We start from the raw sequence: 26,810 nt of genomic DNA, 5'->3' as shown, positions 1-26,810 counted from the left end.
GCAGGTGGTATTTAATTATTTTTCAGATTCGAATATTCAACGGTTTAGCGGCAAGAAGCGCTGTTTGAGCACAGATATTCAGACTTTTTTTTTGAGCCCCAACCGATAGGCTGATCATTCTTAAAACAATCAAGGATGATTGACATGCCTGACTCCCCCACACCGGCCAAAAACACCAATAAAGGCCGGCACTACGCGTTCATCAAGAACAACATCAACGACCATTTCAAAACCGCCACCCTCAGCAGAGGCCGGGCGCTGACGGCTACTGGCTTGAAAGTAGAGCCGTGGTACGCCACGGCGCCCGCCGCCCTTCACGACAAGCTCAAAGCCGCCAACCTCAAGGCTTGGGGCACGCAGAACAAAGTCGACCAACTGTTTGAAAAACTGCAGGACGTCCACTCCTTTGCCGCGCCCCTGCTCCAGGCGAAGCTCAAGGAACGATACGGAATCGAGAATGACGTCAAGACAACTTACCTGCGCCTGTACATACCCGCGGACCAGCCCTGGTACGTGATTGACCTCTCTGGCGGCGTCACTGCCCGAACCGTCTCCCTGCTGGATGCAGCGCTACACAACTTCGCACGAGCCGAAACGGTCGATGCCGATTCGCAGTTCATCACTAAACCTGACAAACGTGGGCACTTCGATGTATTACCGATCAAACATAAAATGACCATCAGGCAGTTCCACGCGCTTTGCCGGGAACTGGATATTGGCGCGCTTTACAAAAAACATCTTGAAAGCTATCTGCTTCCCGGCGAATCAGTAGCCGAAGCCGTCATGAAGTACAAAGTGACCGAAAGTCAGAAAGACGCACTCACCGTTGCCGCGCAGCTGGCGTTGACGACTGGGGATATCCAGTACGATGCCTACAAGCTGATGCTGGATCTGGCACAGGACAAACCTCGACTGCTCCTCAATGGGAAACAGATGCTGTGCTGCGACCTGTCCATGATGGACACTCGTCTGACCGGCATCGTGCTGTTGATTCACGCCGCATGGGATAGCCGTGGTATTGGACGGTTCATTGCATACGTCCCCCATGATCCTGATCACCCGCTCAAGGAGTACGAATCCACAGAGGCTTTCACCCATGAGCTGGCGCGCCAATTGCGCGAAGACAAAATCGGCGCATCATCGCAGTTGAGTTATCGACAATTCTTCAGCCAATTCGTCGATCAGCAGCAGCGCGGGCACTTCTTCGCCAACCTGGAGCAACGTCTCTTTACCGTCAAATGGCACAGAAATGAGGATCCGACAGACCAGCGTCCGACATGGCGCAAGGAGCCTGTGCTTCGCCCCCGATTGCAAATCGAGCATGTGCCGCTAAGTGGGGATTACTGGCGGCATGCCTACCAGCAAAAGCTCAACAAGATCCTCAACGACGCCCGTGAAATCGCCGTATCCACTGCTGACACGGACAGCAAAGCACGCTGGGCGTGGTGGGACAACTTCAAGAAAATCGTCTCGGACATTTTCAATGTCGCGCTGCTGATCGCCACGCCCTTCGTGCCAGGGCTGGGCGAATTGATGATGGCCTACACGGCGTATCAACTGACCACGGATGTCATCGAGGGTGTTGTCGACCTGGCAGAAGGGGTCTGGCAAGAGGCAGCCGAACATGTGATCAGCGTGGTCACGGATGTCATTCAGCTCGCCGCTTTTTCCGCTGGTGCACAGATTGGCGAAACCTTGCGCGTCAAGCTGTCACCGCGCGTCGACGCCATGCAGCAGGTCAAGCTGCCCGATGGCAAGGCCAGTTTGTGGCACCCGGATCTGGCACCTTATGAACGCAAAGACCTGACCCTCTCGCCCGACTCGAAACCCGACCGGTATGGCTTGCATCAACATGGCAACGAGAACATTTTGCCGCTGGATGGCAAGTTGTATTTCGTCGAAAAAGCCTCGGCCGCACCAACCTCCAACCTGCACCGCATCAAACACCCGACCCGCACGAACGCTTACCGGCCGCAGATCGAACACAACGGTCACGGTGCCTGGCTGCATGAGGCGGAAAGTCCACTCGAGTGGGAGGAAAGCACTTTGATGCGACGCCTGGGACACAGCGTCGAACGCTTTTCGCCCGCCGAACTGGAACAAATCCGTATCAGCAGCGGGACCGAGCCCGAGGCATTACGTCAGATGCACCTGAAGCACAACCCGCCACCGCCGCTGCTTGCAGACAGCATCAAACGCTTTGGCGCCTATGACGACGCCCTCACCGCGAGCGCCAATATTCGTGATGGGCAGCCAATCGACCCGCAATCGGCGTGGTTCCGCTCGATGCTGACGAACCTGCCGGGCTGGCCGTCGAAGCGGGCGCTGGAAGTGCATGAACGGGGTTATTCGCAAAAGTACGGCAACCCCCAGGCGCTGGACAGCGACACGCTGAGTATCAGTACCGACGATCTCAACGCCGGACGGTTGCCGGAGCGTGTGGTGGACTTTCTCAGCGATGGCGAACTCAATACGCTGCTCGGGCGCGAGGTCGCCCCGCAGGCGCGTGTCACCACGTTGCGCAATCGCCTTGCCGATGCTGTTGATCAGCAAATAAGCGAGGTGTCCGGGTATGTCTACCGATCCGCCGAGCGCTCGAACAAGGCCGATGTGCGCGTGTTGAAAAAGACCTTCCCCGAGTTGCCACTCACCCTGGCCGAAAAAGTCGTGAGTCATGCCAGCCCCGCCGAGCTGCAACGCATCGTCGACGAGGATCGCTTGCCGCTGCGCCTGAAAGCTCAGGCGCGGGAACTCGACTTCGAAGCGTCTGCCAGCCGCGCTTATGACGGTTTTTTTCATGATGATCTGATGACCGCGCAAACCGAGCGGCTGGGTCTCAATGTGCTCAGGCTCAACACCGACATTTTTCGCGACCTGCGCATCGAAGTTCGTCACGGTGCGTACGACGGGCCGCTGCGTTGCAGTGTCGGACCGGATGAGGCGACTGTCGTCAGGCGCCTTATTCGCGACGAACACGGACGCTACGAAGTGCTCGACGACGCTTACCGCTCGCTGCATGAGGCCGATGACTTCTATGAGTCGATCCTGCACGCGCTGCCGGAACCACAACGCTTGACCGTGGGCTATCAGCACGGTCAGGGTCGCGGCTTGAAAGCGTGGATCATGGAAGAAGCGGCGTCGCCGGCGCAGCGGCGAACGGCGCTGGCGGAGCCGCCCATTCGGCCGGTGGCGAATATCGAAACGGTCACGCTGCTGGGTGGTTTGCGCCGACTATTCGGTTTGGAAACGCCGCAGCAGCGGGTCAGTGCGCTGTATCCACAGATGAGCGCATCGCAAGTGACGGCGTTCATGGAAGCGTTGCAGCGCAAAGGCGAACCCATCGACGCTATCAAAGCACTGGAAAGCGAACGAGAGGATTTGCGTCAGGCACTGAACCGGTGGAGCGCAAACTACCCCGCTGGCGTAGACGCCTCTGGAGAAATTCCGCTTGGAGAGTCGCAGAGTTACCTGCGCGACGGTGGCAAGCATATCGAAGACCGTCTGATCGAATGCTTCGAACGCAGAAGTGAGGGTTTCAACGTCTACGGCAGCCACCCTGAACAGGGCTATACACTGGACCTGTCTGCGGAACTCATGCGTCCGGACCTCGAACGCTGGTGGAAAGATCTGCGCAAGCAACCCGAGATGAAAAAACACCTCGATCAGATCACAGCCCTGAAGCTCGACAACACCCGACTCTCGTCTGGCCCCGACGGTGTGTTAGGCAGTTTCCCCAAACTTCGCCAGTTGAGTGCCCGCCAATGCGGCCTGACCGAAGTGCCACCTGCCATCGGGAAAATGCGTCAGCTCGAAGCGTTGGACCTGACTGACAACAACATCGACTTGACCCCCGCATCCAGTGATCAACTGAGCGGTCTGGTGCGTTTACGGTCGTTGAACCTGAACGGTAATCCGTTGCGCCGCCCTCCGGATATCGGGCGCATGTATCGTTTGAATGAACTGAACCTGGCGAACACAAAGATCCGGGAATGGCCGCAAGGATTGTTTACGGTTAACGCCGCAAACCGGCACAGGCCCCGAGGTTTCATGCTCGATATGCGCAAGAACCCGATCAGCTCTTTGCCCGAAGTCACCGAAGGTTCCGATCAGGCCTTTATCCTCGGTCGTGCGCGCTTCGATACCTCGAAATTGTCCAATGAAGACAGCGTGCGCTACGGCCTCTATCGCCAATCTACGGGGTTGACTTTCTTGCAAGAGGATTCTCTGGAGGTCACAGAGGAGATCAAATACTGGCAATCACTTCCCGCCCCACACGTCGGGTTCAGTCCCTCGACCGTTTTCAAAAAATACCGCGACGAATCCTGGCACGACTTGATGGCCGAACCCGGTTCCGATGCGCTGTTCGACGTGATTCGCAGGCAACGGGAAACCAAGGACTACCGCTATTCGCCATCGCGCGAAAGACTCACCGCGCGCGTCTGGGAAATGATCGATGCCGCGGCGCTGGATACCACGCTGCGTGACGAATTGTTCACGCTGGCTCGAGACCCCGTGAACTGCGGGGATGGCGGGGCTTATCAATTCAACTCCATGGGCCTGAAAGTGCTGGTATCGAAAGCGTATGCAGAGCCGACTTCAAAAGACGAATTGGACAATAAACTGGTCAAACTCGCCCGCAGCCGTGCCCGTCTGGATTTCGTCGGGGATGTTGCTCGTGACGAGATCAGGCATCAGCAAGACCTGCACGACTTCAATCCACAGGACCATCTCGCACCGGACGACCTGGAAGTCCACATGGCCTTTCAGAACGGCCTGGCCGAACGGCTGGGGATGCCCTGGCAATCGGACAGCATGCTTTATCAACGACGTTCAGGTGTGACTCAAGCAACAATCGACGCCGCGTACACCGAGATCATCAGACGCGAACAGGGTAACGGTCTGGTCGACAGAATGATCGATCCCTACAACGGGGATGATTTCTGGGAGCGTCACCTGCGCAAGACCCACCCGACTAAGTATGAAAACCACTATCGACGATTCGAAGAACTGCCTGACTTGCTCGATGAACTGCGCGAAGCCATGGCTCAGTGGAAGAACGCCACGCCTGAGACGAAACTCAAACCATTGAAAGAAAAGATGGAACGCCTCGCGCGCCAATTGAATGTTCCAGAAATCGAGGTGTTCTCGGACGAACTCATGAGTCAGGAACGTTACGACGAGTTGGCAGACACCATCGGTTATCAACGTAAGCAGCTGTCCAGGGAACTGACCCGCGAAGCCATGCGCCTGGCTAACCTCTAACCGCAACCGACGGCCCTCGGCCAGCTTCTTCAGGGCTGGCCGACCGAGACGATGCTAGCCGGGTTCCGAATCCCAGATCACCGTGATATTGCCCCGGTAGGGCCGACCTTTGGCATTGTTTATCAACCAGTCGGTGTCCTTTTCGCCTATGTCGAAATGCAGGGTTCCCGGCTTGCGGTCGACATACCGAGCGGGTTGAAACGAGCCTGTCGCTTCGCGTCCCAACAGCTTTCGCCTGACCGGTTGCCCGGCACTGTCGGTCAATCCGTCAGGCAAACTGACACTGACGTCTACAGGACCTGCGAAGCCCGACTCGCGGTCAAGAATCGCACAGCCCGAGCCCCAACCCAGACTGTATTCACATTCAAGCCTCATCGAGAATTTCGATGACGCGGAGATATGGAAAATCTGATCGCGATACAGCCGCACGGGTTTTCGCCCACTGTCCAGCCAGCGTTGCCAGCCCCCCTGGGGTTCGAGCACGATTTTGTTGCCCCCGGGCGGAATATCCACTTTCAGGGTGTGCTGCACATCCAGAACGAAATCCAGGGTCAGACCGCCGTCGTCCGGTTCGAACAGTTTGCCCATATCGAAATCGCCACCCGGCCCCAAGGTGTACGTCGTTGAACCGGTATAACGGCCCGTCGACATGTTCAACGGGTTGGGAGTACGCAGCTCGTAGGCGAAGTCCAGCTTGTCGAAATACATCCACGAAATGAAGTAAGCCGGAAGCTTGAAACAGTGGGTAGGCTCGGGGGTTTTCCAGAAAAACCGGAAGTAATCATCACCGTATTCTCCTACACCGCTGTAGCGGCACGGCGCGGGTATTCCGTGGACCCAACTGTCGTCTTTCCAAAGCCTTCGATGTCCCTCAAGGGCGTTGGCCCCCCCGGCGATCTGCACAGCCGGTTTGTACAACACATACTTGGACCCCATGCCAGTAATACGGATTTCCAGGGTTTGCGTTTCCTGCGTCTGACTATTGATCACGTTCAAACGCCGCCATTCGGCTGGGGCCTTTACTGCAGCCCAGTCGGTAGCCCCAAGGTAGCGGGTGGAGCGGAAACGAACGGGCAATTCAATGCTGAACATTCCATGAACGGCACATTCGCGCGGATACGTCGCGCAATAACCGCTGTTCGGCGTCTGGTTGACGAACGCAGTCTTGTCCGGGCTGGAAGAATCCGGCTGAAACAACGCGCGGATCTCCTGATTGATCGCCTGCGCCTGCGGGATGCTCAACGCTGCCAGCAGCCCCAGCCATTTCAACCTTTTCATCGATCATCCCGCCTCTGCAGAGCCTGATGGGTTTGCCTCATTCCAGCACCGGCGCGCTGGCGTTGAACAGCAACAGCACATTGCCGTTGTAGTCACCGGCGCGGTAACCACCGGGCGGCTCGATCGGCTCTATTTTCAATTCCACGCGTTTGCCAGCAGCGGCTTCTGCTTGCGTCAGGACCTGGCGTGGCGGCATTTGCGAACTCAGCTCCACGCCATTGAAACTGACCCGCAGCGTGATCACTTCATTCACCCGGCCGTTTTCCAGATACGGTTCGGCGCCGAGGCGCGCTTCGATGGCGCTGCTGTCATGCCGCACATCGAAGTTCTTGCGCACGCTGCCCAGCGTGGCGGTGGGGTAATCCCAATTCAGGCGCTGCGGACGGTGAATCCAGTCCGGCTCCGTCGGGATGATGTAAAACGGCCGGCTAGGGATGGTCAGGGACACTTCAAAGGTGTGCTCCTCACGCGCGCCCCACGCCTCGCCGCCGGTCAGGCCGGCGGCTGTCATCAGCACGACGACGGTGCATTGCTTGATCATCTTGGTTACCCGATGCGTCATTGGAAACAGACCTAGCGGCTGGCGATCTTCAGGGCTTTCTTATCGTTGCCCTCGATCAGGAAAAAGCGGTACTCGCGGCCCTTCTCCTTATCGAAGGCGAAGGTCTTGCCCGCCAGTACGTGGTGCTTGGTGGTCGCGCCGCAGTCGCTTTCATTGGTCAGTGAACAGCTTTTGAATTCGTCGATGATCACCACCGTGTTGCCGGTGTTGCGCAGTTCATAACGACTGTCGGTTTCGTTGACGGCTGTGGCGAAACGCGCGTCTTTGGGCCGCACGAAAAAGATCGTGCCGAACCCGGTCATGACGTTGACCCCGGCCGTGAGAGACTTTTTGTACTCGTCACGCTCTTCGCTGCTGATCACGAAATCGTCTTCCTTTTCCGGCACCACCGGCACGAAGCGCACGCGAAAATAACGCTCGCGATCGCGCTCGCCCATGTACAACAGGCGCGTGCCCTGCATGCCTTGCGCGGGTACGATCAAGCGCGCCGGGCTGGCCATCAGACCATTGCGCGAAGCACCGTCTGCGGCGTTTTCGACGGCAATCTCCTGCGGCTGACCGTCGGCGCCGTAGACAATCTCCAGCACATTGATCTTGACGAACGCGGTAGCGTCGCCGCTGTTGAATACGCGCTTGAGGTAAGTACTCTTTTCAGCGTCAAGATAGTCGTACACCGTGCCGACATTGATCTGCGGCCCGGCCTGCGCCGTCAGACAACACACGCTGAGCAGGCCCAGCAAAAAACCACGGTTCATCGTCTTCAACTCCATCAATAATGAAAATGGCCGGACTGAAGCGGTCATGCTTCCGAGTCCCAGATAATGGTGACGTTGCCGCGCAGCCTGTCGTTCTTGCCGGGCTGTAAAAGGAAATTGATGGCAAACGGGGTCATCTCGAAATGCAACGTGCCGGGCTTGCGATCTACATAGATGCCTGGCTGGAACGGCCCGGCCCATTCGTTGAAGCGCAAGGGCAGTCGGTTGACGTTGCCGCCAGAACCGGAAATGCCCGGGGGCAATGTCAGAAAGACCTCGACCTCCGTGGTATCGCCCTTCGGGCTTCCCAGTTTGCAGGCTGTACCACCGGTGGAATTGCACAGCATCAGGACCTTGAAGCGCGACGACGCCGAGAGGTAGAACAACTGATCACGGAAAATCCTCGTTGGCTTGCGCCCGCCTTCGATCCAGCGCGCCCATCCGCCTTCCGGTTCCAGTGAAACTTTGTCGCCACCGGGTGGCAGATCGACTTTCAAGGTGTGCTGTACGTCGAGCACGAAATCCAGGGTCAGTTGGCTATCATCCGGTTCCATCATGTGGCCCATGTGGAAATCGCCGCCGGGCCCCAGGGTGTAGGTGATGGATCCGGTGTACAGACCGCTAGACATACCCAGTGGGTTGGGAGTCTTCAGCTCGTAAGCAAAATCGAACTTGTCGAATGACATCGACGGGATGCGGAAAAGGGCAGTCTTGGTGCAGGACGCTTCCACAGGCGTATGCCAGAAAAAACGGTAGCTGTGCGAGCCGAATCCTGCCAGGCCGCTCCCGAGGCAAGGCGCCGGAGCATAAAGCCAACCGTAAGAGTTCCAGAGATTGTCATGGCCTTCGCGGTTATTCGGCGCTCCGGAGAGGCTGGACGCTGAGTCGCTCAGCACAAAATCGGAGCCGATGCCGGTGATGCGCAGCTCGACGGCCTCCGTCTCCCCAGTGTCCGCGTTGGTGACCGTCAATTGTCGCCAACCGGCGGGGACTTGCAGAGAAACTCCGTCACCGGGTATGAGGGCGCGATTTGAACTGTAACGAACTGGCAACTCGATGCTGAACATGTTGTTTTCGGCACACTTAAGCGGAAAACTCACGCAGTACCCGCTGCTGGGTGTCTGGTTTATGAACGCGTTTTTGCTCGGCTGCGCAGGATCGGGTTGAAACAGTGCACGGATTTCCTGGTTCACCGCTTGCGCCGTCGACATGGTCAGCGCCAATGCCAACGCGCCCCCCCCTGTGATTAACTTCATAAACTCAACCTGCCTTCTGTTCGGTGAAAGTAGCGTCGGCCAACGTATCCGGCGTGCAGCGCAAATCACCGATCATCAACACATTGTTTTCGCTGCGATGGTTGTCAGCGTCGAGGCGGAACTGGCACAGCAACTGACTGCCCTGGCGCACTTCCAGGGTCGGCGAGCCGGCGTTCATTTCCATCGAGAAGAAGCCATCGACCTCGGTCACCCCACGACTGGCGTGATTGATCACGTGGTGCCCCTTGAGCGGTCGCCCCTGGCCATCGACCAGTCGGCCGAGCACGGTGAGGGTTTTCATCACACGGATTTTGCGGTACTCCACTCCGCCCTTGTTCAGGTGATAACGGGTGCGCGCCGGCTCGATGGTGGCGGCGGGCACGTGGTTGCCTTCGAAGTCGAAACTCACCGAGCTGTTCTGGTACGCGGTGATCGGAATGAAGTTGCGCCCCGGCTTCAACGCCGCGCCGCCACCGCTATAATCGTCGGCGCGCAGAACAATGTCTTCGATGTCCGATTCGACGTCGACGATCAGTCCCGCGCCGCGCACTTCGCTTTGGCTGGTCATGAGCATCTGCTGCGCGCCAACCACCAGCGTGCTGTCAACGTTGAGGCCACCGGTGAAATTGCCGTTGTAGGACGAACGCTGAATGAAGCCGTCGCCATTCACCGTATCGGTACGGAAGTTCGCCAGGCTGGACATGCCCAGACCGTAGGTGTCGGTCAGCGCCGTCACCGACACGCTTTGCAGCACGTGATCTTTGAGATCCTTGCGCCAGCCGAGGGAGGCGTTATTGTCGCGCGCGCCGTCGCGGGCCGTACGTGAACCGATGCTGCCGGTGAGCTGCTGGCCGGGCGCGCCGAGCGCCAGGTTGATGCTCAAGTCGACCCCGCGATTGCGCGCATCGCCACTGCTGTAGCTGCCCGGCCGATCGAAGATCGACAAACGCCAACTGGCATCGCTGCCCAGCAGCACGGTGCGCTGGGTCCAGCCCAGATCCAGGCCCATGCCTTCGACATTGCCTTCGCTGTGCGACACCCGGGCGTTGACCGAACTCTTGCTGCTGACGCGATGATTGAGCGCCAGCGACGAGTTGCTGGTCTGGCCGATGAAGACATTGCGTGGCCGCACCCGAGTGCCATCCGGCAAGGTGTCATACGTGTAGGTGGTGTCGAGCCAGCTGCGGTTATGGCTGACGACGATGCTGCCGGAACCATAGTTGTAAAGGCTTTGCAGGTCGAGACCGGTGCCATAGTCCTCGGTCTTGTAGACGTTGGCGTAGAGGCTGATGTGATTGGCCAGCGTCCAGTCGATGGACGTGCCGTACTGCAATTTTTCGCGAATCTGTCGCGCTGACATGCCGAGAATCACCCGCGGGTGCAGCAGGTAATTCACCGACGCTCCCGCCGTCGGGCTGCCACTCGATTGCGTATCCCAGTTGCTGAGCAATTTGCTTTCTTCGCCGGCAAACAGATTGTAGCGCCAGCGTTCATCGAGGTTGCGCCAGTTGTTGGGCTTGTACACCAGCTCCTGGGTGGTGGACGTGATCTGGCCGTCTTCGATCAGGCGCACTTCCACCTCATAGATACCGCCGGGTAATGGACGGGTGTCGAGAGTCTGCAAACCGGCCGGCACCGATTGCGTATTGATCAGCAAACCGTCGCGCCAGATCTCCACCGAACCCTGACGATTAGCGGTGACATAGATCGGGTAAACGCTGGGCATCGGGCTGTTGATGGCCAGGCTGTCGGAGCTGCCGTACATGATGCCGACCGCGGTGTCGGGGCTGGTGCCGAACGTGCGCGGTTGGCGGGTCAGCCCTTCGGAATTGGGGGTGAAATAGCCCAGACGAAAAAAACTGCCTTGCAGTTCGCGCTGGGTGTGCAGTTCGTGAACCGCGTGATAGAGCTTGTTATCCGGACCGCCGAGCCGCGCCACTTGCAAGTTCAGCGTTTGGCTCCAGTTGCCCAGGCTTGAACTGGCTTCGAGCCCGAAGCGCCCGCCCAGATCCTGATCCTGACCGCCATTGAGATTGAGCTGATTGCGCACCATCAGGCCGCTGCTGCCGCCGTCGGGCTGTTCGTAATAACGTTTGGCCTCGATATCGCGTTCGGCGTTTTCGGTGAGGATCGAAACCAGCGAATTTTCAAGGTTGTAGTGCACCGCCAGCACCTGATCGGGACAGGAGCCGCTACACGCTCCCAACGGCACGCCGGGCTTGAGATAACTTGCCCACTTTTCGCGCTCGGCAGGGCCGAAACGGTTTTCGCTGGTGTCAGTGAATTCGAGCAGGGTGATGCGATCGTCGCGGGACAGCACCACCATGGCCTCGCCCAGCGGCTGCTGGTCGAGTTCAACCCGTACAGCCAGAGGTACATCAAAGAAATGCTCCTCGAAGTCCGCCGGCAAACCTTTGGCTTGTGCCAACAAACTGCGTGGCGTAGTGCCGGTGGAGTTGGAAGCCACGGCTGCGCTGGCACAAAACAACAGCGCAAGCGCAGCCGCGATGGGTGTCATCGGGAACATGAACTCGTACTCTGATTTACAAAAGATGGAAGTCCGACGGGACAAGCACTGCGGCTTGCCCCGCCGGTAAGCGCCTCAGTGAAAGAGAGTGCTTAATATCGGATCAGTTGACCGGTGGCACGGCGTCAAAGATCATCGCCACGGAACCGGTGTAATCACCCGGCTGGAAGTTGCTGCCCACGGCGGAGATTTTCAGCGGTGCACGGTAGTTGACGTCGGACTCGGCTTCACCGACGACCATTTGCGGGGTCAGGGTCAGTTCCTTGTTGTTAAGCATGACCTGCAGGTCGATCGAAGTATTACCGGCGACCAGTTTTGGCTGGCTTTCGAGGCTGGCGTGTACCGAACCGTTGTTGTTACGCACATCGAAGAAGCCGTTGACATCGCGCATCTTGCCAGTGGTCGGCTGGTAGCTCATGTCCTGGTCCTTGTTGACCAGATCCGGATCGGTCGGCACGACATAGAAACCGTTGGTCGGCACATGAGCGACGAGGCTGATCGAGTGCGACGCTTCACCGGCGGCGAATGCACCGGTGGAACCCATTGCCAGAAGAGCCAGTGGAGCAGCGATTGCGAGTTTCTTGAACATCGTTCTGTACCTGTTTTCTTGATAGAGGGATGAGCATTGAAAGTTCAAGGCAACCACTGCCTGAATTGAGCAAAGTCAACTTGAACGTCGAATGCCGGGGCATCATCGGCTGTTAACTCTGGAATGTAAGCAGGCAACTTCTGACAACCACGTAGTTAAACAACCTCATGACCCGCAAGAAAAAAGAACGAAAAACAGATAATCAAAACAGTGACTGTAAGTTTTACCCTACACACAGTTTAAGTTTAAAAACCATACAGTAACTTTGCCCTGTATATACGGCAACTTGCGCACAATTAGAATAGATACTCTACAGCAACTAGAGCAATCACTTTAACTCTGAAGTTATTCCACCCGGCAACCCGGCGATAAATTTGCTATTGCATTTGCCGAACGCCTGCCGCTCGTCAGCTCAGCGCGAATTGCGCGGATAAACGTCTTGCGCGACTCTAAAGATATATCTTAAGTTGTATCTAAACACGACTAGAGAAGACAGAAATGAGAGACCATCATTCCCCCCACCGCGAGCATGGCGATGGCCGTGACGGCTTCGAAAAGCGCCCCGGTCGCGAACGCGGTAGCCGTGGCCCGCGGGTGTTCGCCCCCGGCGACCTGAAGTTGTTGCTACTGGCGCTGATTGCCGAGCAGCCGTGCCATGGCTATGACTTGATCCGCCAGATCGAAAGCATGTTCGACGGCGCCTACAGCCCAAGCCCCGGCGTGATCTACCCGACCCTGACCTTCCTTGAAGAAAGCGAAATGATCCTAGGCGATGCCGAGGGCGGAAAAAAACGCTACAGCATCACCGACGCCGGACGTCTGTCTTTAAGTGAACAAGCGATTGCCCTGGACGGCGTGCGCATGCGTATCGAAGTCAGCAAGCGCTCGTTGCGCGGCCATGACCGCCCCGCCGAAATTCACGAAGCGGTGCACAACCTGCGCCATGCCTTGCAAATGCACCATGGTCGCTGGAGCCCGGAAGAAATCCTGCGGGTGCGTGACCTGCTCAACAACACAGCCAAAGCCATCGTCGACGGCCCCGCCATTCCACCCGCTTCGGAGAAAGCCGAATGACCGACGTTATCGTGCCATCCCAATCCATTCACCGTGTCAGCCATGAGATCAAACGCCGTCGTCTGGAAGTACTGCGAGTGGTCGACCTGACGCCGCGTATGCGCAGGATTACCTTGGGCGGCCCTGAGCTCGCAGGCTTCGTCAGCCTCGGAACGGACGACCACGTCAAACTGCTGTTCCCCCAAAACGCGGCCGAACACGCGGCGCTGGAAACCCTGGTACTCGGTGCCGGCAAGGACAACGGGCCGATGCCTGCGATGCGCGACTACACGCCTCGTCGTTATGACCTGGACACGCTGGAGCTGGACATCGACTTCGTGCTACACGGCGATGGCCCTGCCTCGACTTGGGCCGAGCAGGCCAAACCCGGCCAGTTCCTGCACATCGGCGGGCCTCGGGGCTCGATGATCGTGCCGGATATCTTCGACAGCTACCTGCTGATCGGCGATGAAACCGCCCTGCCCGCCATAGCCCGCCGCCTCGAAAGCCTGGCCGCCAATCGGCGTGCATTGGTGATCGTGGAAGTGGAGAACGGCGCCGAACAACAACGCCTGGGAAGCGCAGCCCAGGTCGATATGATCTGGGTGCTGCGTGAAGGTGGCCGAAACAACCTGCTGACCACCGTGCAACAGATCAAGGTGCCCGCTGGCAATCTGTATGCGTGGGTGGCGACTGAGTCCAAAGTATCGCGGCAGATCCGCCGGGTATTGCTCGATGAGCACGGCTTGAACGAGCAGTTTGTGAAGGCTGTCGGTTACTGGCGGCTGGATGACAGCGACGAGTGATGTCTAAAAAGATCGCAGCCTTCGGCAGCTCCTACGGAATTTGTGTTCGCCCGATGATTCCCGGGCGTAGCGATTCCCCTGTAGGAGCTGCCGAAGGCTGCGATCTTTTGATCTTGATCCAACGAACTCCAACTAATGATGAAGACGACGATCCAATCCAACCACCAGCAGCGCAATCATCACAACCCCCACCAACAACCCGCCGGCATTGGTGAACACCTGCAGATAACCCAGCTTGTCCACATCAATGAACGGATACGGATAAACCGCCAGCAAATACCCGCGCCATAACGCATAGCCGAAGTACACCAGCGGATAGATCACCCATAGCGCAATGTGCTTCAGCCGCAACGTACCCTTGGGCACACAGAACCACCAATAAACCAGAAACAGCAATGGCATGACGTCATGCATCAGCTCATCGGCCAACCATTGCCAGCCTTCGGGATGCCACAAGTGGCGCAACAACAGGCTGTACGCCACACCGACCACGGCGATGCTCACTGCAACTCCACTGCTTACCCACGGCTGCAAAAACCAGCGCCGCGCCGCCGAATCGCGGGACGTCACTTCACAGGTCAGCACCACCGCCGCCAGCGTATTGGTCAGCACGGTGAAAAAGCTGAAGAAACTCACCAGCCCGCCCAGCAGACTGGCCCCGACACTCCAGCGTAAGTAGAGAATCAGGTACAGCTGAATGCTTAAACCCGCCCAACCCAGCATCGCCGCAACGGCAACACAACGACGTCTCGCGGCCGAGGGTATGACCATGCTCAGACCGGACGCTTGGTGCGCATCAGTTTTACATACAGGCGTTCGACCTTCTCCCGCGCCCACGGGGTTTTGCGCAGGAATGTCAGGCTCGACTTGATGCTCGGATCACTCTTGAAGCAGCGGATATCGATGCGCTCGGCCAGCCCCGCCCATTCGTAGTGTTCAACCAAGGCGTTGAGGATCTGTTCCAGCGTCACGCCGTGCAACGGGTTGGTGTTCTGTTCGGTCATGCCGGGCCTTCGAGCGAAGTGGGGATTGGAAGCCGCGCACCTTAGCCGAGGGGCTGGTCGGGTGGAAGGGCTCAGTGTGTTATCTGATAAATGTAGGTGAACCTGAAAAGATCGCAGCCTTCGGCAGCTCCTACATGGGAATCGCGTACACCCGTAAATCATCGGGCGAAACGCAAATCCTGTAGGAGCTGCCGAAGGCTGCGATCTTTTGATTTTGCTTTGTTCCATGGACTGTTACCAAATCCGAAATGATCCATGTCAGTAAAAGCCCTTTCTCTATGTGTAACAGAACATTATCCTTACGCCCGTCCAGCTGAAACGCTTCTCCCGTGCTTCATTTCTGCTTGCGTTCAGTCACCCTTTAGAAAAAAACCAAGAATTTCTTCTCTATGCCTGATTTTCACACCCCCAAAGACAGCGCTGTCTTGCTCCCTGTAGCCCATCGAAAAGCCCTCAAGCTGATTGGCGGATTCACCGCGTTGGGCCTCGCCACCTGCACCCAGGCTGCACCGGCCTTCGATAGCGATTCGCCGTGGATGCTCGGTGACTGGAACGGCACTCGCACCGAACTTTCGGAAAAGGGCTACGATTTCAAGGTCGATTACACCGGTGAAATGGGCAGCAACCTGCACGGCGGCTACGACCATGACCGCACTGCTCGCTACAGCGACCAATTCGGCTTTGGCACCCATCTGGACTTGCAGAAGATTCTCGGCTGGGACGCTGCTGAATTTCAGCTGACCATCACCGAACGCAATGGCAACAACATCAGCAACGACCGGATCAACGATCCGCGTGTCGGCGGTTTCACCTCGGCTCAGGAAGTCTGGGGCCGCGGCCAGACCTGGCGCCTGACGCAGATGTGGTATCAGCAGAAATTCTTCGATCAGAAACTCGACATCAAGGTCGGCCGTTTCGGCGAAGGCGAAGACTTCAACAGCTTCCCCTGCGACTTCCAGAACCTGGCGTTCTGCGGCTCCCAGGTCGGCAACTGGGTCGGCGACATCTGGTACAACTGGCCGGTCAGCCAGTGGGCGATGCGCGTCAAATATCACCTGACGCCACAGCTCTACGCGCAAGTCGGGGCTTACGAGCAAAACCCGTCCAACCTTGATCGCGACAACGGCTTCAAGCTCAGCGGCAGCGGCACTCAGGGCGCGATCCTGCCGGTGGAGCTGGTCTGGACCCCGAAATTCAATGGCCTGCCGGGTGAATACCGTGCCGGTTATTACTACAGCAATGCCAAGGCCACTGACGTCTACAAGGACAGCAACGGCCAGCCAGCCGCGCTGAGTGGCGAGGCTTATCGCAGCGCATCGAGCAAGCATGGCGTGTGGCTGGGTGTGCAGCAGCAGTTGACCAGCCGCGCCAGTGACAACTCTCGCGGGTTGAGCGTGTTTGCCAACGGCACGATGCACGACAAAAAGACCAACGCCATCGACAACTACGTCCAGGCTGGCGTCGTCTACAAAGGTTTGTTCGATGCCCGCGCCAGGGACGACATCGGTTTTGCCCTGGCCCGTGTCCACGTCAACCCGGCCTACCGCAAGAACGCTGAGGCCACCAATCAGGCCCGCGCCGTCTTCGACTACAACGACCCATCGTTCCTGCCGCCGCAAGACACTGAATACAGCGCCGAACTCTATTACGGCGTGCACGTCACGAACTGGCTGACCGTGCGCCCGAACCTGCAATACATCCGCCACCCCGGTGGCGTGGACAAGGTTGATGACGCGCTGATTGGCGGGATCAAGATCCAGTCATCTTTCTAATTAAAACCACAAGACCTTGTAGGAGCGAGCGGTGCGGCGATCCGACTTGCCCGCGAAGGCGATCTATTAATCAGCATCTTTGTTGGATGTTAATCCGTCTTCGCGGGCAAGCCTCGCTCCTACAGGGTGATGCAGCGTCCAAACACTTTTTACATGAACCCTGCCCGCACAAGATCGTCATCTACAGTGAACTTGCGCGGGACTACTTAAAACGTCACGGAGAACCACACTATGAGCGCTGATGGTGCTTTCAGTCGAAGCCGTCTGCTGCCGAGCCTGCTCGGTATCGTGCTTCTACTAATGGGCCTGGCCTTGCTGGCCGGGGGGATCAAGCTGAGCATGCTCGGCGGCTCACTGTATTACCTGCTGGCCGGTATCGGCCTGATGCTGACCGGGGGGCTGCTGCTGGCCGACCGTTATGCGGCGCTGAGTCTGTATGCAGTCGTGCTGTTCGCCAGTACGGTCTGGGCACTGTGGGAAGTCGGCTTGGACTGGTGGCAACTGGTGCCACGTCTGGCGCTGCTCTTTGCCCTCGGTATCGTCATGCTGCTGCCCTGGTTTCGTCGCCCATTGCGTACCGGTGAATTCAACCCGATCGGCACCGGTGTACTGAGCGCTGCCGTGGTCATCGCCGGTATCGCCGCGCTGGCCAGCCTGTTCACCAACCCCGGTGAAATCAAAGGCGAACTGGATCGTGACGCCGTGCCAGGCATGGCCAACACTGCCCCGGCCATGCCCGATGGCGACTGGAACTCCTACGGCCGCAGCGCCCATGGCGATCGCTACTCGCCACTGGCGCAGATTACGCCGCAGAACGTCAGCAAACTGGTTCCCGCCTGGACCTACCGCACCGGCGACCTGCCTGGCCCGAACGACCCGGGCGAAACCACCGCCGAAAACACCCCGCTCAAAGCCAACGGCATGCTCTATGTCTGCACGCCGCACAGCCAGGTGATCGCGCTGGACCCGGACACCGGCAAGGAACTCTGGCGTTTCGATCCGAAGCTCTCCACGCAAAACGCGGCGAACTTCAAGGGTTGGGCGCACATGACCTGCCGTGGCGTGACCTATCACGATGACGCCGTCTACGCGTCCGAGCAGAGCCCGACCGGCACTGCCAACGCGCCAGTGACCAGCGTCTGCCCGCGTCGGATCTTCCTGCCGACCGCCGACACCCGCCTGATCGCCCTGAACGCCGACACCGGCAAAATGTGCGAAGACTTCGGCAACGGTGGCCAGGTTGACCTGACGACCAACATCGGTGAATTCACTGCCGGCGGTTATTACTCCACTTCGCCACCGGCGGTCACCAAAGACCTGGTGGTGATTGGCGGCCACGTGACCGACAACGTTTCCATCGACGAGCCAAGCGGTGTCATCCGCGCGTTCGACGTGCACACCGGCAAACTCGTGTGGAATTGGGACAGCGGCAACCCGGACGACACCACGCCGATTGCCGAAGGCAAGGTCTACACCCGCAACTCGCCGAACATGTGGTCCATCTTCAGCGTCGACGAAAAACTCGGCATGATCTACCTGCCGATGGGCAACCAGACCCCGGATCAGTTCGGTGGCGCGCGTACCCCTGAATCGGAACTGCACGCCGCCGGCCTGACCGCGCTGGACATCGCCACCGGCAAAGTGCGCTGGCACTTCCAGTTCACCCACCATGACCTGTGGGACATGGACGTCGGTGGCCAGCCAACCCTGATGGACCTGAAAACCGCGGACGGTGTGAAACCGGCGGTGCTCGCGTCCACCAAGCAAGGCAGCATCTACGTGCTGGACCGCAGCAATGGTCAGCCGATCGTGCCGATCAAGGAAATCCCGGTGCCGCAAGGCGCGGTGGAAGGCGACTACACTTCGCCGACCCAACCGATGTCCGACCTGAACTTCGTGCCGCCGCCCCTCAAGGAACGCGACATGTGGGGCGTGACGCCGTTTGATCAGATGTTGTGCCGGATCGACTTCAAATCCCTGCGTTACGACGGCATGTTCACCCCGCCGTCGCTGCAAGGCTCGATCGTTTATCCCGGTAACTTCGGGGTGTTCGACTGGGGCGGCATCTCGGTTGACCCGGTGCGTCAGATTGCTTTCTTGAACCCGAGCTACATGGCGTTCAAATCGAAATTGATCCCGGCCGCCGAAATCGCCAAACAAGGCCCTCGCGTCAGCGAAACCGAAGGCGTGCAGCCCAACAAAGGCGCGCCCTACGGCGTGATCCTCGAAGCCCTGCTGTCGCCAATGGGCCTGCCCTGCCAGGCACCGGCCTGGGGTTACGTGGCGGCGGTCGATTTGACCACCAACAAAACCATCTGGATGCACAAGAACGGCACCGTGCGCGACAGCTCGCCGGTTCCAATTCCTCTGAGCATGGGCGTACCGAGCCTGGGCGGCGCCTTCACCACCGCCAGTGGCGTGGCCTTCATGAGCGGTACTCTCGACCAGTACCTGCGCGCCTACGATGTGAAAAACGGCAAGCAACTGTGGGAAGGACGCCTGCCAGCCGGCGCGCAAACCACACCGATGACCTACACCGGTAAAGACGGCAAGCAATACGTGCTCGTTGTTGCGGGTGGTCACGGATCGCTGGGCACCAAACAGGGTGACTATGTGATTGCGTACAAACTGTCGGAATAAGCGGTAGCGGCAGTTAAAAGGAAAGGCGACTCCTGTGAGGGGGTCGCCTTTTTTTTGTGGGCTGCAATCCCCGTCACACCCAAAATCCCTGTAGGAGCGAGGCTTGCCCGCGAAGGCGATTTTATATTCAACATTAATGTCGACTGACACACCGCCTTCGCGGGCAAGCCTCGCTCCTACCGTTGATTGTGGTCGTCAAAGTTATCCGTGCATGTCCTACAGACGTGGTGATTTTTCGAGAACTTTCCGACACGTTTTGATGGTTGTCGCTCGGAAGTGAGGTGGATAGGCTTTGGGGGTCGCTGCAAATCAGCGACCGGGCGTCGCGGCCTGAATTTTTACTTGGTGCTTTTCCATTTCCTATTTGGAGCATCGCCATGTCTACACCAGAAACCGACAACGTTTCGCCCTACGAATCCCTCAATTCAAAAAAACTCAACGAAGCCGCTGAACGCGCGCTCGATCACTACCTCAACCCCTCCGCCTCAAATCACCCGTGGCCCGCAAACCGAGCACGATGTATATGGTCGCGCCGGATATCAAGGACGAAGACCTGTTGGCCCACACCTGTGAATCGTTGGCCCAGGCCAGTGTGATGGCGAGTGATTTTGCGGGGTATCTGGAAGGGCCGCACCGGCACACGGCGATGGCGATTCAACAGATCGTCATGCTGGCAGAACTGGCGGTGAATCGCATGCTGGATAACATTGCCATCCCAAAACCTGTGCCACACAGCTAATCCCTGTAGGAGCGAGGCTTGCCCGCGAAGAGGGCCTGACATTCAACATTGATGTCGCCTGACACGCCGCCATCGCGAGCAGGCTCGCTCCCACAGTTGAACCGGGTACATCTGCGAGAGATTGGTCGGCTATCAGGCCGCCTTCGCGGGCAAGCCTCGCTCCTACAAGTGGGTCGGCGTATGTCTGAAAGAGATTGGTCGGCTATAAGGCCGCCAAGACCTGTCAAAACCCTGAACACACACCCTGAAATATCCAGAGCCATTGAAACCACCCCCCACCTGCCCCATCTAAGACCCATACCCCATTGCGCAGGTGCCCCATGACCGACCAGCAAGAATTCCCTGACGATACGAGCCAATACGCCGAAACAGACAACGTCGAACACACCTCCTCCGGCAAAGGCCTCGCCCTGCCTGGCCAGAACCTGCCGGACAAGGTCTACATCATCCCGATCCATAACCGGCCCTTCTTCCCGGCGCAAGTACTGCCGGTGATCGTCAACGAAGAGCCGTGGGCCGAAACCCTCGAACTGGTGAGCCAGTCCGACCACCACTCCCTGGCTCTATTCTTCATGGATACCCCCCAGGAAGACCCGCGCCACTTCGACACCAAAGCCCTGCCGGAATACGGCACCCTGGTCAAAGTCCACCACGCCAGTCGCGAAAACGGCAAACTGCAATTTGTCGCCCAGGGCTTGACTCGGGTGCGCATCAAAACCTGGCTCAAACACCATCGCCCGCCGTATCTGGTCGAAGTCGAATACCCGCACCAGCCCACCGAGCCAACCGATGAGGTCAAGGCCTACGGCATGGCGCTGATCAACGCGATCAAGGAACTGCTGCCGCTCAACCCGCTGTACAGCGAAGAACTGAAAAACTACCTCAACCGCTTCAGCCCCAACGACCCGTCCCCACTGACCGATTTCGCTGCCGCCCTGACCTCGGCCACGGGCAGCGAACTGCAAGAAGTGCTCGACTGCGTGCCGATGCTCAAGCGCATGGAAAAAGTCCTGCCGATGCTGCGCAAGGAAGTCGAAGTCGCGCGCCTGCAGAAAGAAATCTCCGCCGAAGTTAACCGCAAGATCGGCGAGCATCAGCGCGAGTTTTTCCTCAAGGAACAACTCAAGGTCATCCAGCAAGAGCTGGGCCTGACCAAGGATGACCGCAGCGCCGACATCGAGCAGTTCGAGCAACGTCTGACAGGCAAGGTGTTGCCGCCTCAGGCGCAGAAACGCCTCGAAGAGGAAATGAACAAACTGTCGATCCTCGAGACCGGCTCACCGGAATACGCGGTGACTCGCAACTACCTCGACTGGGCGACCTCGGTGCCATGGGGCGTGTACGGCGAGGACAAACTCGACCTCAAACACGCGCGCAAGGTGCTGGACAAACACCACGCCGGCCTCGATGACATCAAGGACCGCATCCTCGAATTCCTCGCGGTCGGCGCTTATAAAGGCGAGATCAGCGGCTCCATCGTCTTGCTGGTAGGCCCGCCGGGCGTGGGCAAGACCAGCGTCGGCAAATCCATCGCCGAATCCCTCGGCCGACCGTTCTATCGCTTCAGCGTCGGCGGCATGCGCGACGAAGCCGAGATCAAGGGTCACCGCCGCACTTACATCGGCGCGCAACCGGGCAAACTCGTCCACGCGTTGAAAGACGTCGAAGTGATGAACCCGGTGATCATGCTCGACGAGATCGACAAAATGGGCCAGAGTTACCAGGGCGACCCCGCCTCGGCGCTGCTGGAAACCCTCGATCCGGAACAGAACGTCGAATTCCTCGATCACTATCTGGATTTACGCCTGGACCTGTCGAAAGTGCTGTTCGTCTGCACCGCCAACACGTTGGATTCGATTCCCGGCCCATTGCTGGACCGGATGGAAGTGATTCGCCTGTCGGGCTACATCACCGAAGAGAAAGTCGCGATCGCCAAGCGTCACCTGTGGCCGAAACAGCTTGAGAAAGCTGGCGTGTCCAAGGGTAGCCTGAGCATCAGCGACAACGCATTGAAAGCCTTGATCGACGGCTATGCCCGCGAAGCCGGGGTGCGGCAGCTGGAAAAAAACCTCGGCAAACTGGTGCGCAAAGCCGTGATGAAGCTGATCGACGAACCGAAAGCAGTGATCAAACTCGGCCCAAAAGATCTCGAAACTTCACTCGGCCGACCAGTGTTCCGCAATGAACAAGTGCTGTCCGGCATCGGTGTGATCACCGGGCTTGCCTGGACCAGCATGGGCGGCGCGACGCTGCCAATCGAAGCCACGCGCATTCACACCCTCAACCGGGGCTTCAAACTCACCGGGCAGCTGGGAGAAGTGATGAAAGAATCGGCAGAAATTGCCTACAGCTACGTCAGCTCCAATCTGAAGCAATTTGGCGGCGATCCGACGTTCTTCGACGAAGCCTTCGTTCACCTCCACGTACCGGAAGGCGCCACGCCGAAAGACGGCCCGAGTGCCGGCGTGACCATGGCCAGCGCCCTTTTATCCCTGGCCCGCAACCAGTCGCCGAAAAAAGGCGTGGCCATGACCGGTGAACTGACACTGACCGGACATGTACTGCCGATTGGCGGTGTGCGTGAGAAAGTGATCGCGGCGCGTCGGCAGAAGATTTTCGAGTTGATCCTGCCCGAGCCTAATCGCGGCAGCTTTGAAGAGTTGCCGGATTATCTGAAGGAAGGGATTACCGTGCACTTTGCCAAGCGCTTTGCGGATGTGGCGAAGATATTGTTCTGACAGTCATGTAGCGCCTGCACCGCCGCCATCGCGGGCAAGCCTCGCTCCTACAGTGTTTTGCGTCGTTCACAAAAAATGCGAACGACACACAACCCCCGTAGGAGCGAGGCTTGCCCGCGAAGGCGTCAGCCCTGACACCCCCATTCCCGGATTGTCACACTTTGTCTCATCTTCAGTTATGCTCGCCGTTCGTCGTGAATGCCGGAGCTGCTGATCTTATGTCCCCCACCCGCCTGTTGATCCCCCTCGCCCTCGCCCTGCTGAGCGCTTGCGCCACGCAACCGAGACAGAACGTGACCGTGGAAAAACAAAGCGAATGCCCGGTGCATCTGAACAACGGGCAAAACCTGATTCTGACTCTGCCAAGCAACCCGACCACGGGTTACCGCTGGACGATCCAGGATTCAGCCGGTGGTGTGTTGCGTGCGCTCAGCCCCGAGGTCTATAGCAATCCGGAAGACGCCGGGGTCATCGGCAATGCAGGCCTTTCGACCTGGCGCTTCCAGGCCTTTGCCACCGGCACTGGCCGCTTGCGACTGACTTATTCACAGCCATGGGCACCGGAAGTTCCGGCCGTGAAAACGTTCGACTGCGCCATTGCGGTTAACTGATCGTGGGCTGGCTGATTCTGGCGTTGATGGGCGCAGTGACCTTCCTATACGGCCTGAGTGTGCATGCCGCATTGCTGTGCTTGCTGGTCAAACCATTGCCGGTGCTGGCCCTGCTCGGCTGGTTGCACGATGCACCGCCCAGTGACTATCGGCGCTGGATCAGCCTGGGTTTGATTTTTTCCCTGATCGGCGATGTGTTGCTGGCATGGCCGGGGGATTTGTTCGTGTTTGGCCTTGGGGCGTTTTTGGTCGCGCATTTGGCGTATCTGAGGGCTTATTTGAGCGATTGCCGGCGTCTTGCGCTGTTGCCATTGATGATTGCCCTGAGTGTGGGCGCGGTGCTGCTGGGGATTTTGATTTCCCACGGACTGGGCCCATTGTTGATTCCGGTGATTGTTTATGGTCTGGCCATCAGCGCAATGCTCTGGCGCGCACTGGCCCGACTGGGTTCCGAAGTGCCGAAACGTTCGGCGCTGTTGGCTGCAACGGGTGCAGTGGCGTTTGTGTTTTCCGACAGCGTGATCGGCATCAACCGTTTCGTATCACCATTCGCCGCCGCGCCATACCTCATCATCCTCAGCTACTGGTTGGGACAATGGGGTATTGCAACCTCGGCATTTAATAAAGACAAATAACTCGGCAGCACTTCATAACCAAAAACTCATTAACCCATCTCGAAACGTTATAAAAAACTGTCATTTCTGACAGTAGCTAAGTTTTTTACACGCCTTCCTATTATTCAGTGGCCTTATCAACCATACCTGAAATACAAGGAAGAACATCATGAGCTTTTTCAAAAGTAAAAATGCAGGCTTGGCCAATACTGCAGAGCCCATCATTACTGTTAGCGCTGAAACACTTGCCTCGGTGTCGGGCCGAGTGAAACTTGAGAGTCAAATTGTTGAGTACGAAGCCGATCCAACAAGCAATCAGATTGCGCTGGTAACCCGCGCAAATACTCAGGACTACTCGCATCGTTCTAAAAAAGGCTTAGTCCTCGTATTTGATAAAAACATTAAATCCGATACTTATTCTGTTACCGATCCGGACTTCCCTTTCTATGATGCTTATTACTTTGAAATGGGTACCATCCCCGGCTTCACTACCTCTTCCACATACACCGCAAAAAGCGGAACGTTCACTGTAGAAGTAATTGACGCTACTTCTGAAAAACTGCATTACCAAATCGGCTTTGATTTCAAGGGTGTCAATGAGCGTAATCAGGAGCTGAAAATCGCCGGTAAATCCACTTACATCGTATTACTGCAACCTCGGTAATCCACGTTAAATAAAGAATGGCCAAGCCTCAGCGTTGAGCTTGGCCGTTCAACCTCAAAGCGCTCTTCCTCACGGTTTATCAGACAACCCGCGCATCCCCCCGTCAATTTGGCTAAAATGCCAGCCTTTTCCACCTACGCCGCTGGAACCGCCGTGAGCAAAGAATCCGATCGCCTTTTCGCCCAGCCTTTGACCCAGGTGCCTGACTTCGCCTTTAACGAAGACGTAGTGCGGGTGTTCCCGGACATGATCAAGCGCTCGGTACCGGGTTATCCGACCATCGTGGAAAATCTCGGTGTGCTTGCCGCTCAGTTCGCCCAGCCCAATAGCGTGCTCTACGACCTGGGCTCGTCCCTCGGCGCAGTGACTCAGGCCCTGCGCCGTCATGTGCGCACCGACGGCTGCCGGGTGATCGCTGTGGATAACTCAGCAGCGATGGTCGAGCGTTGCCGCGAATACCTCAACGGCCAGGACTCGATGTTCCAGGAGTTGCTGCCGGTGGAAGTGATCGAAGGCGACATCCTCGCTCTCGACTTCCAGCCAGCCTCGGTGGTGGCGCTGAACTTCACCCTGCAATTCATCGCCCCGGACCAGCGCACCGCGCTGCTCTCACGCATCCGCCAATCGCTGTTGCCCGGTGGCGCGCTGATCCTCTCGGAGAAGCTGCGCTTCAACGACCCCGAAGAACACGCGCTGCTCACTGACCTGCACGTGGCCTTCAAACGCGCCAACGGCTATAGCGAACTGGAAATCGCCCAGAAGCGCAGCGCCATCGAAAATGTCATGAAGCCCGACAGCCTCGAAGAACACCGCGAACGCCTGTTGGCCGCCGGGTTCTCGAAAGTCGTGCCGTGGTTCCAGTGTCTTAACTTTGCCTCGTTGATTGCCTTGCCATGATTGATCTGTCTCCCCTCGCCCGCCGTCTGGCCGGTACACCTCTGGCCGAATGGGCCAACACCCTGCAAGCACAACTCGACCAGAAAATGGAAAAAGGTCACGGCGATCTGGAACGCTGGCAAAGCGCGCTGGATGCGCTACCGAAGATTCAGCCAAGCGAAGTCGACTTGTTGAATGGTCTGACACTGGACACCGAATGCGACGATGAAACCCGCGCTCAAATGCGCACCGCATTGATGGGCCTATCGCCATGGCGCAAAGGGCCGTTCGACCTGTTCGGCGTGCATGTCGACACTGAATGGCGTTCGGACTGGAAGTGGTCCCGGGTCGCTCCTCATCTGGACCTGAAAGGCAAACGCATCCTCGATGTCGGTTGCGGCAACGGTTATTACATGTGGCGCATGCTCGGCGCCGGGGCCGACAGTGTGATCGGCGTCGACCCCAACTGGCTGTTCTTCTGCCAATTCCAAGCCGTGCAACGCTACTTGTCCGAGCCCACTGCCTGGCACTTGCCATTTCCCTTCGAGGATCTTCCTCCCAATCTGGAAGGCTTCGACACGGTGTTTTCCATGGGCGTGTTCTATCACCGCCGCTCGCCGATCGAGCATTTACTGGCGTTGAAGGATTGCCTGGTCAAGGGCGGTGAACTGGTGCTGGAGACGCTGGTGATCGAGGGCGATCAGCAGCAGGTGTTGGTGCCGGAAGACCGTTACGCGCAGATGCGTAACGTGTGGTTCCTGCCATCGGTGCCGGCGCTGGAACTGTGGCTGCGCCGCGCCGGCTTCAGCGATGTGCGTTGCGTGGATGTGAGCGTGACCACGGTCGAAGAACAACGCGGGACGGAGTGGATGAAGTATCAGTCGTTGAGTGATTTCCTTGACCCGGAAGATCACAGCAAAACGATCGAAGGGCTGCCGGCGCCGATGCGTGCCGTCATCGTTGCCCGCAAGTAACCCACTCGTCCAGACACCAGAAAAACCTGTGGGAGCGGGCTTGCCCGCGATAGCGGTGGCTCAGTCAACATCAATGTTTGATGTGCCGAC

The 26,810-nt window shown here is 58.0% G+C and carries 19 protein-coding genes and 1 pseudogene; 12 read left to right on the top strand and 8 right to left on the bottom strand.

The window, feature by feature from the left end; genetic code table 11:
* Window positions 1-144: 144 nt before the first annotated feature.
* The gene (locus NHU87_RS14825; protein WP_253549807.1) at window positions 145-5,262 is read left to right on the top strand and encodes an NEL-type E3 ubiquitin ligase domain-containing protein; all 5,118 of its coding nucleotides are present in this window, start codon (window positions 145-147) and stop codon (window positions 5,260-5,262) included.
* A gap of 54 nt (window positions 5,263-5,316) precedes the next feature.
* On the opposite strand, the gene NHU87_RS14820 is transcribed toward NHU87_RS14825, so the two are convergent.
* From NHU87_RS14820 to NHU87_RS14795, 6 genes are all read right to left on the bottom strand, one after another.
* Complete coding sequence (locus NHU87_RS14820) at window positions 5,317-6,540, bottom strand: hypothetical protein (protein ID WP_253549804.1); 1,224 nt, start codon at window positions 6,538-6,540, stop codon at window positions 5,317-5,319.
* Window positions 6,541-6,577: 37 nt separating this feature from the next.
* On the bottom strand, window positions 6,578-7,081 hold the full coding sequence (locus NHU87_RS14815) for a CS1 type fimbrial major subunit (protein ID WP_253549802.1): 504 nt from the start codon (window positions 7,079-7,081) through the stop codon (window positions 6,578-6,580).
* A 32-nt stretch (window positions 7,082-7,113) separates the two neighbouring features.
* A complete protein-coding gene (locus tag NHU87_RS14810) occupies window positions 7,114-7,857 on the bottom strand; it encodes a molecular chaperone (protein ID WP_253549800.1) in 744 nt (247 codons plus the stop codon).
* Window positions 7,858-7,901: 44 nt separating this feature from the next.
* Window positions 7,902-9,113 carry a hypothetical protein gene (locus NHU87_RS14805; protein ID WP_253549798.1) on the bottom strand — a complete coding sequence of 404 codons (1,212 nt, stop codon included), beginning with the start codon at window positions 9,111-9,113 and terminating at the stop codon, window positions 7,902-7,904.
* A gap of 4 nt (window positions 9,114-9,117) precedes the next feature.
* On the bottom strand, window positions 9,118-11,640 hold the full coding sequence (locus NHU87_RS14800) for a CS1-pili formation C-terminal domain-containing protein (RefSeq protein WP_253549796.1): 2,523 nt from the start codon (window positions 11,638-11,640) through the stop codon (window positions 9,118-9,120).
* Between the two features lie 103 nt (window positions 11,641-11,743).
* Complete coding sequence (locus NHU87_RS14795; protein WP_253549794.1) at window positions 11,744-12,229, bottom strand: CS1 type fimbrial major subunit; 486 nt, start codon at window positions 12,227-12,229, stop codon at window positions 11,744-11,746.
* Window positions 12,230-12,727: 498 nt separating this feature from the next.
* Between NHU87_RS14795 and NHU87_RS14790 the strand changes: the two genes are divergently transcribed.
* Complete coding sequence (locus NHU87_RS14790) at window positions 12,728-13,303, top strand: PadR family transcriptional regulator (protein ID WP_253549791.1); 576 nt, start codon at window positions 12,728-12,730, stop codon at window positions 13,301-13,303.
* Window positions 13,300-14,088, top strand: coding sequence for a siderophore-interacting protein (locus NHU87_RS14785; protein WP_253549788.1), 789 nt, complete (start codon window positions 13,300-13,302; stop codon window positions 14,086-14,088). The genes NHU87_RS14790 and NHU87_RS14785 overlap by 4 nt, the downstream gene beginning before the upstream one ends.
* A 132-nt stretch (window positions 14,089-14,220) precedes the next feature.
* Here the strand turns inward: NHU87_RS14785 and NHU87_RS14780 are convergent, their stop codons facing one another.
* Together NHU87_RS14780 and NHU87_RS14775 are read right to left on the bottom strand one after the other, a co-directional pair.
* Window positions 14,221-14,859, bottom strand: coding sequence for a Pr6Pr family membrane protein (locus NHU87_RS14780; protein WP_253549786.1), 639 nt, complete (start codon window positions 14,857-14,859; stop codon window positions 14,221-14,223).
* A gap of 2 nt (window positions 14,860-14,861) precedes the next feature.
* Window positions 14,862-15,092: a VF530 family DNA-binding protein gene (locus tag NHU87_RS14775; protein ID WP_123509395.1), complete on the bottom strand. Its 231-nt coding sequence runs from the start codon at window positions 15,090-15,092 to the stop codon at window positions 14,862-14,864.
* Window positions 15,093-15,481: 389 nt separating this feature from the next.
* On the opposite strand from NHU87_RS14775, the gene NHU87_RS14770 reads away from it, so the two are divergent.
* The 9 genes and pseudogenes from NHU87_RS14770 to cmoB all read left to right on the top strand — a co-directional run bounded on the left by NHU87_RS14770 (window position 15,482) and on the right by cmoB (window position 26,720).
* On the top strand, window positions 15,482-16,864 hold the full coding sequence (locus NHU87_RS14770) for a carbohydrate porin (RefSeq protein ID WP_253549784.1): 1,383 nt from the start codon (window positions 15,482-15,484) through the stop codon (window positions 16,862-16,864).
* Window positions 16,865-17,095: 231 nt separating this feature from the next.
* Window positions 17,096-19,504: a glucose/quinate/shikimate family membrane-bound PQQ-dependent dehydrogenase gene (locus tag NHU87_RS14765; RefSeq protein ID WP_253549782.1), complete on the top strand. Its 2,409-nt coding sequence runs from the start codon at window positions 17,096-17,098 to the stop codon at window positions 19,502-19,504.
* Window positions 19,505-19,881: 377 nt separating this feature from the next.
* Window positions 19,882-20,243: pseudogene (locus NHU87_RS14760) on the top strand (DUF6124 family protein).
* 320 nt (window positions 20,244-20,563) lie between these two features.
* Window positions 20,564-22,981, top strand: a complete 2,418-nt coding sequence (gene lon / locus NHU87_RS14755; protein WP_253549781.1) for an endopeptidase La — start codon at window positions 20,564-20,566, stop codon at window positions 22,979-22,981.
* 218 nt (window positions 22,982-23,199) lie between these two features.
* On the top strand, window positions 23,200-23,592 hold the full coding sequence (locus NHU87_RS14750) for a protease inhibitor I42 family protein (protein ID WP_253549780.1): 393 nt from the start codon (window positions 23,200-23,202) through the stop codon (window positions 23,590-23,592).
* Between the two features lie 2 nt (window positions 23,593-23,594).
* Window positions 23,595-24,227 carry a lysoplasmalogenase gene (locus NHU87_RS14745; protein ID WP_253549778.1) on the top strand — a complete coding sequence of 211 codons (633 nt, stop codon included), beginning with the start codon at window positions 23,595-23,597 and terminating at the stop codon, window positions 24,225-24,227.
* Between the two features lie 148 nt (window positions 24,228-24,375).
* Window positions 24,376-24,870, top strand: coding sequence for a hypothetical protein (locus NHU87_RS14740; RefSeq protein ID WP_253549776.1), 495 nt, complete (start codon window positions 24,376-24,378; stop codon window positions 24,868-24,870).
* A gap of 117 nt (window positions 24,871-24,987) precedes the next feature.
* A complete protein-coding gene (gene cmoA, locus NHU87_RS14735; RefSeq protein ID WP_253549773.1) occupies window positions 24,988-25,767 on the top strand; it encodes a carboxy-S-adenosyl-L-methionine synthase CmoA in 780 nt (259 codons plus the stop codon).
* Window positions 25,764-26,720 carry a tRNA 5-methoxyuridine(34)/uridine 5-oxyacetic acid(34) synthase CmoB gene (cmoB, locus tag NHU87_RS14730; RefSeq protein ID WP_253549770.1) on the top strand — a complete coding sequence of 319 codons (957 nt, stop codon included), beginning with the start codon at window positions 25,764-25,766 and terminating at the stop codon, window positions 26,718-26,720. Before cmoA ends, cmoB begins: the two co-directional genes overlap by 4 nt.
* The last annotated feature ends 90 nt before the right edge of the window (window positions 26,721-26,810 follow it).

The organism is Pseudomonas mandelii (assembly GCF_024138395.1).
Lineage (GTDB): Bacteria > Pseudomonadota > Gammaproteobacteria > Pseudomonadales > Pseudomonadaceae > Aquipseudomonas > Aquipseudomonas mandelii_E.
The sequence above is the reverse complement of the archived record's forward strand: the minus strand, read 5'-3'. Positions and strand labels throughout refer to the sequence as shown.

Bases quoted from the DNA above. Each gene is read 5' to 3' on its own strand.
- NHU87_RS14740 (WP_253549776.1), top strand. From the start codon at position 24,376: ATGAGCTTTTTCAAAAGTAAAAATGCAGGCTTGGCCAATACTGCAGAG.
- NHU87_RS14780 (WP_253549786.1), bottom strand. From the start codon at position 14,859: ATGGTCATACCCTCGGCCGCGAGACGTCGTTGTGTTGCCGTTGCGGCG.
- cmoA (WP_253549773.1), top strand. From the start codon at position 24,988: ATGCCAGCCTTTTCCACCTACGCCGCTGGAACCGCCGTGAGCAAAGAA.
- NHU87_RS14800 (WP_253549796.1), bottom strand. From the start codon at position 11,640: ATGTTCCCGATGACACCCATCGCGGCTGCGCTTGCGCTGTTGTTTTGT.
- NHU87_RS14765 (WP_253549782.1), top strand. From the start codon at position 17,096: ATGAGCGCTGATGGTGCTTTCAGTCGAAGCCGTCTGCTGCCGAGCCTG.
- NHU87_RS14750 (WP_253549780.1), top strand. From the start codon at position 23,200: ATGTCCCCCACCCGCCTGTTGATCCCCCTCGCCCTCGCCCTGCTGAGC.
- NHU87_RS14785 (WP_253549788.1), top strand. From the start codon at position 13,300: ATGACCGACGTTATCGTGCCATCCCAATCCATTCACCGTGTCAGCCAT.
- NHU87_RS14815 (WP_253549802.1), bottom strand. From the start codon at position 7,081: ATGATCAAGCAATGCACCGTCGTCGTGCTGATGACAGCCGCCGGCCTG.
- NHU87_RS14775 (WP_123509395.1), bottom strand. From the start codon at position 15,092: ATGACCGAACAGAACACCAACCCGTTGCACGGCGTGACGCTGGAACAG.
- NHU87_RS14795 (WP_253549794.1), bottom strand. From the start codon at position 12,229: ATGTTCAAGAAACTCGCAATCGCTGCTCCACTGGCTCTTCTGGCAATG.
- NHU87_RS14790 (WP_253549791.1), top strand. From the start codon at position 12,728: ATGAGAGACCATCATTCCCCCCACCGCGAGCATGGCGATGGCCGTGAC.
- cmoB (WP_253549770.1), top strand. From the start codon at position 25,764: ATGATTGATCTGTCTCCCCTCGCCCGCCGTCTGGCCGGTACACCTCTG.
- NHU87_RS14820 (WP_253549804.1), bottom strand. From the start codon at position 6,540: ATGAAAAGGTTGAAATGGCTGGGGCTGCTGGCAGCGTTGAGCATCCCG.
- lon (WP_253549781.1), top strand. From the start codon at position 20,564: ATGACCGACCAGCAAGAATTCCCTGACGATACGAGCCAATACGCCGAA.
- NHU87_RS14825 (WP_253549807.1), top strand. From the start codon at position 145: ATGCCTGACTCCCCCACACCGGCCAAAAACACCAATAAAGGCCGGCAC.
- NHU87_RS14810 (WP_253549800.1), bottom strand. From the start codon at position 7,857: ATGAACCGTGGTTTTTTGCTGGGCCTGCTCAGCGTGTGTTGTCTGACG.
- NHU87_RS14805 (WP_253549798.1), bottom strand. From the start codon at position 9,113: ATGAAGTTAATCACAGGGGGGGGCGCGTTGGCATTGGCGCTGACCATG.
- NHU87_RS14770 (WP_253549784.1), top strand. From the start codon at position 15,482: ATGCCTGATTTTCACACCCCCAAAGACAGCGCTGTCTTGCTCCCTGTA.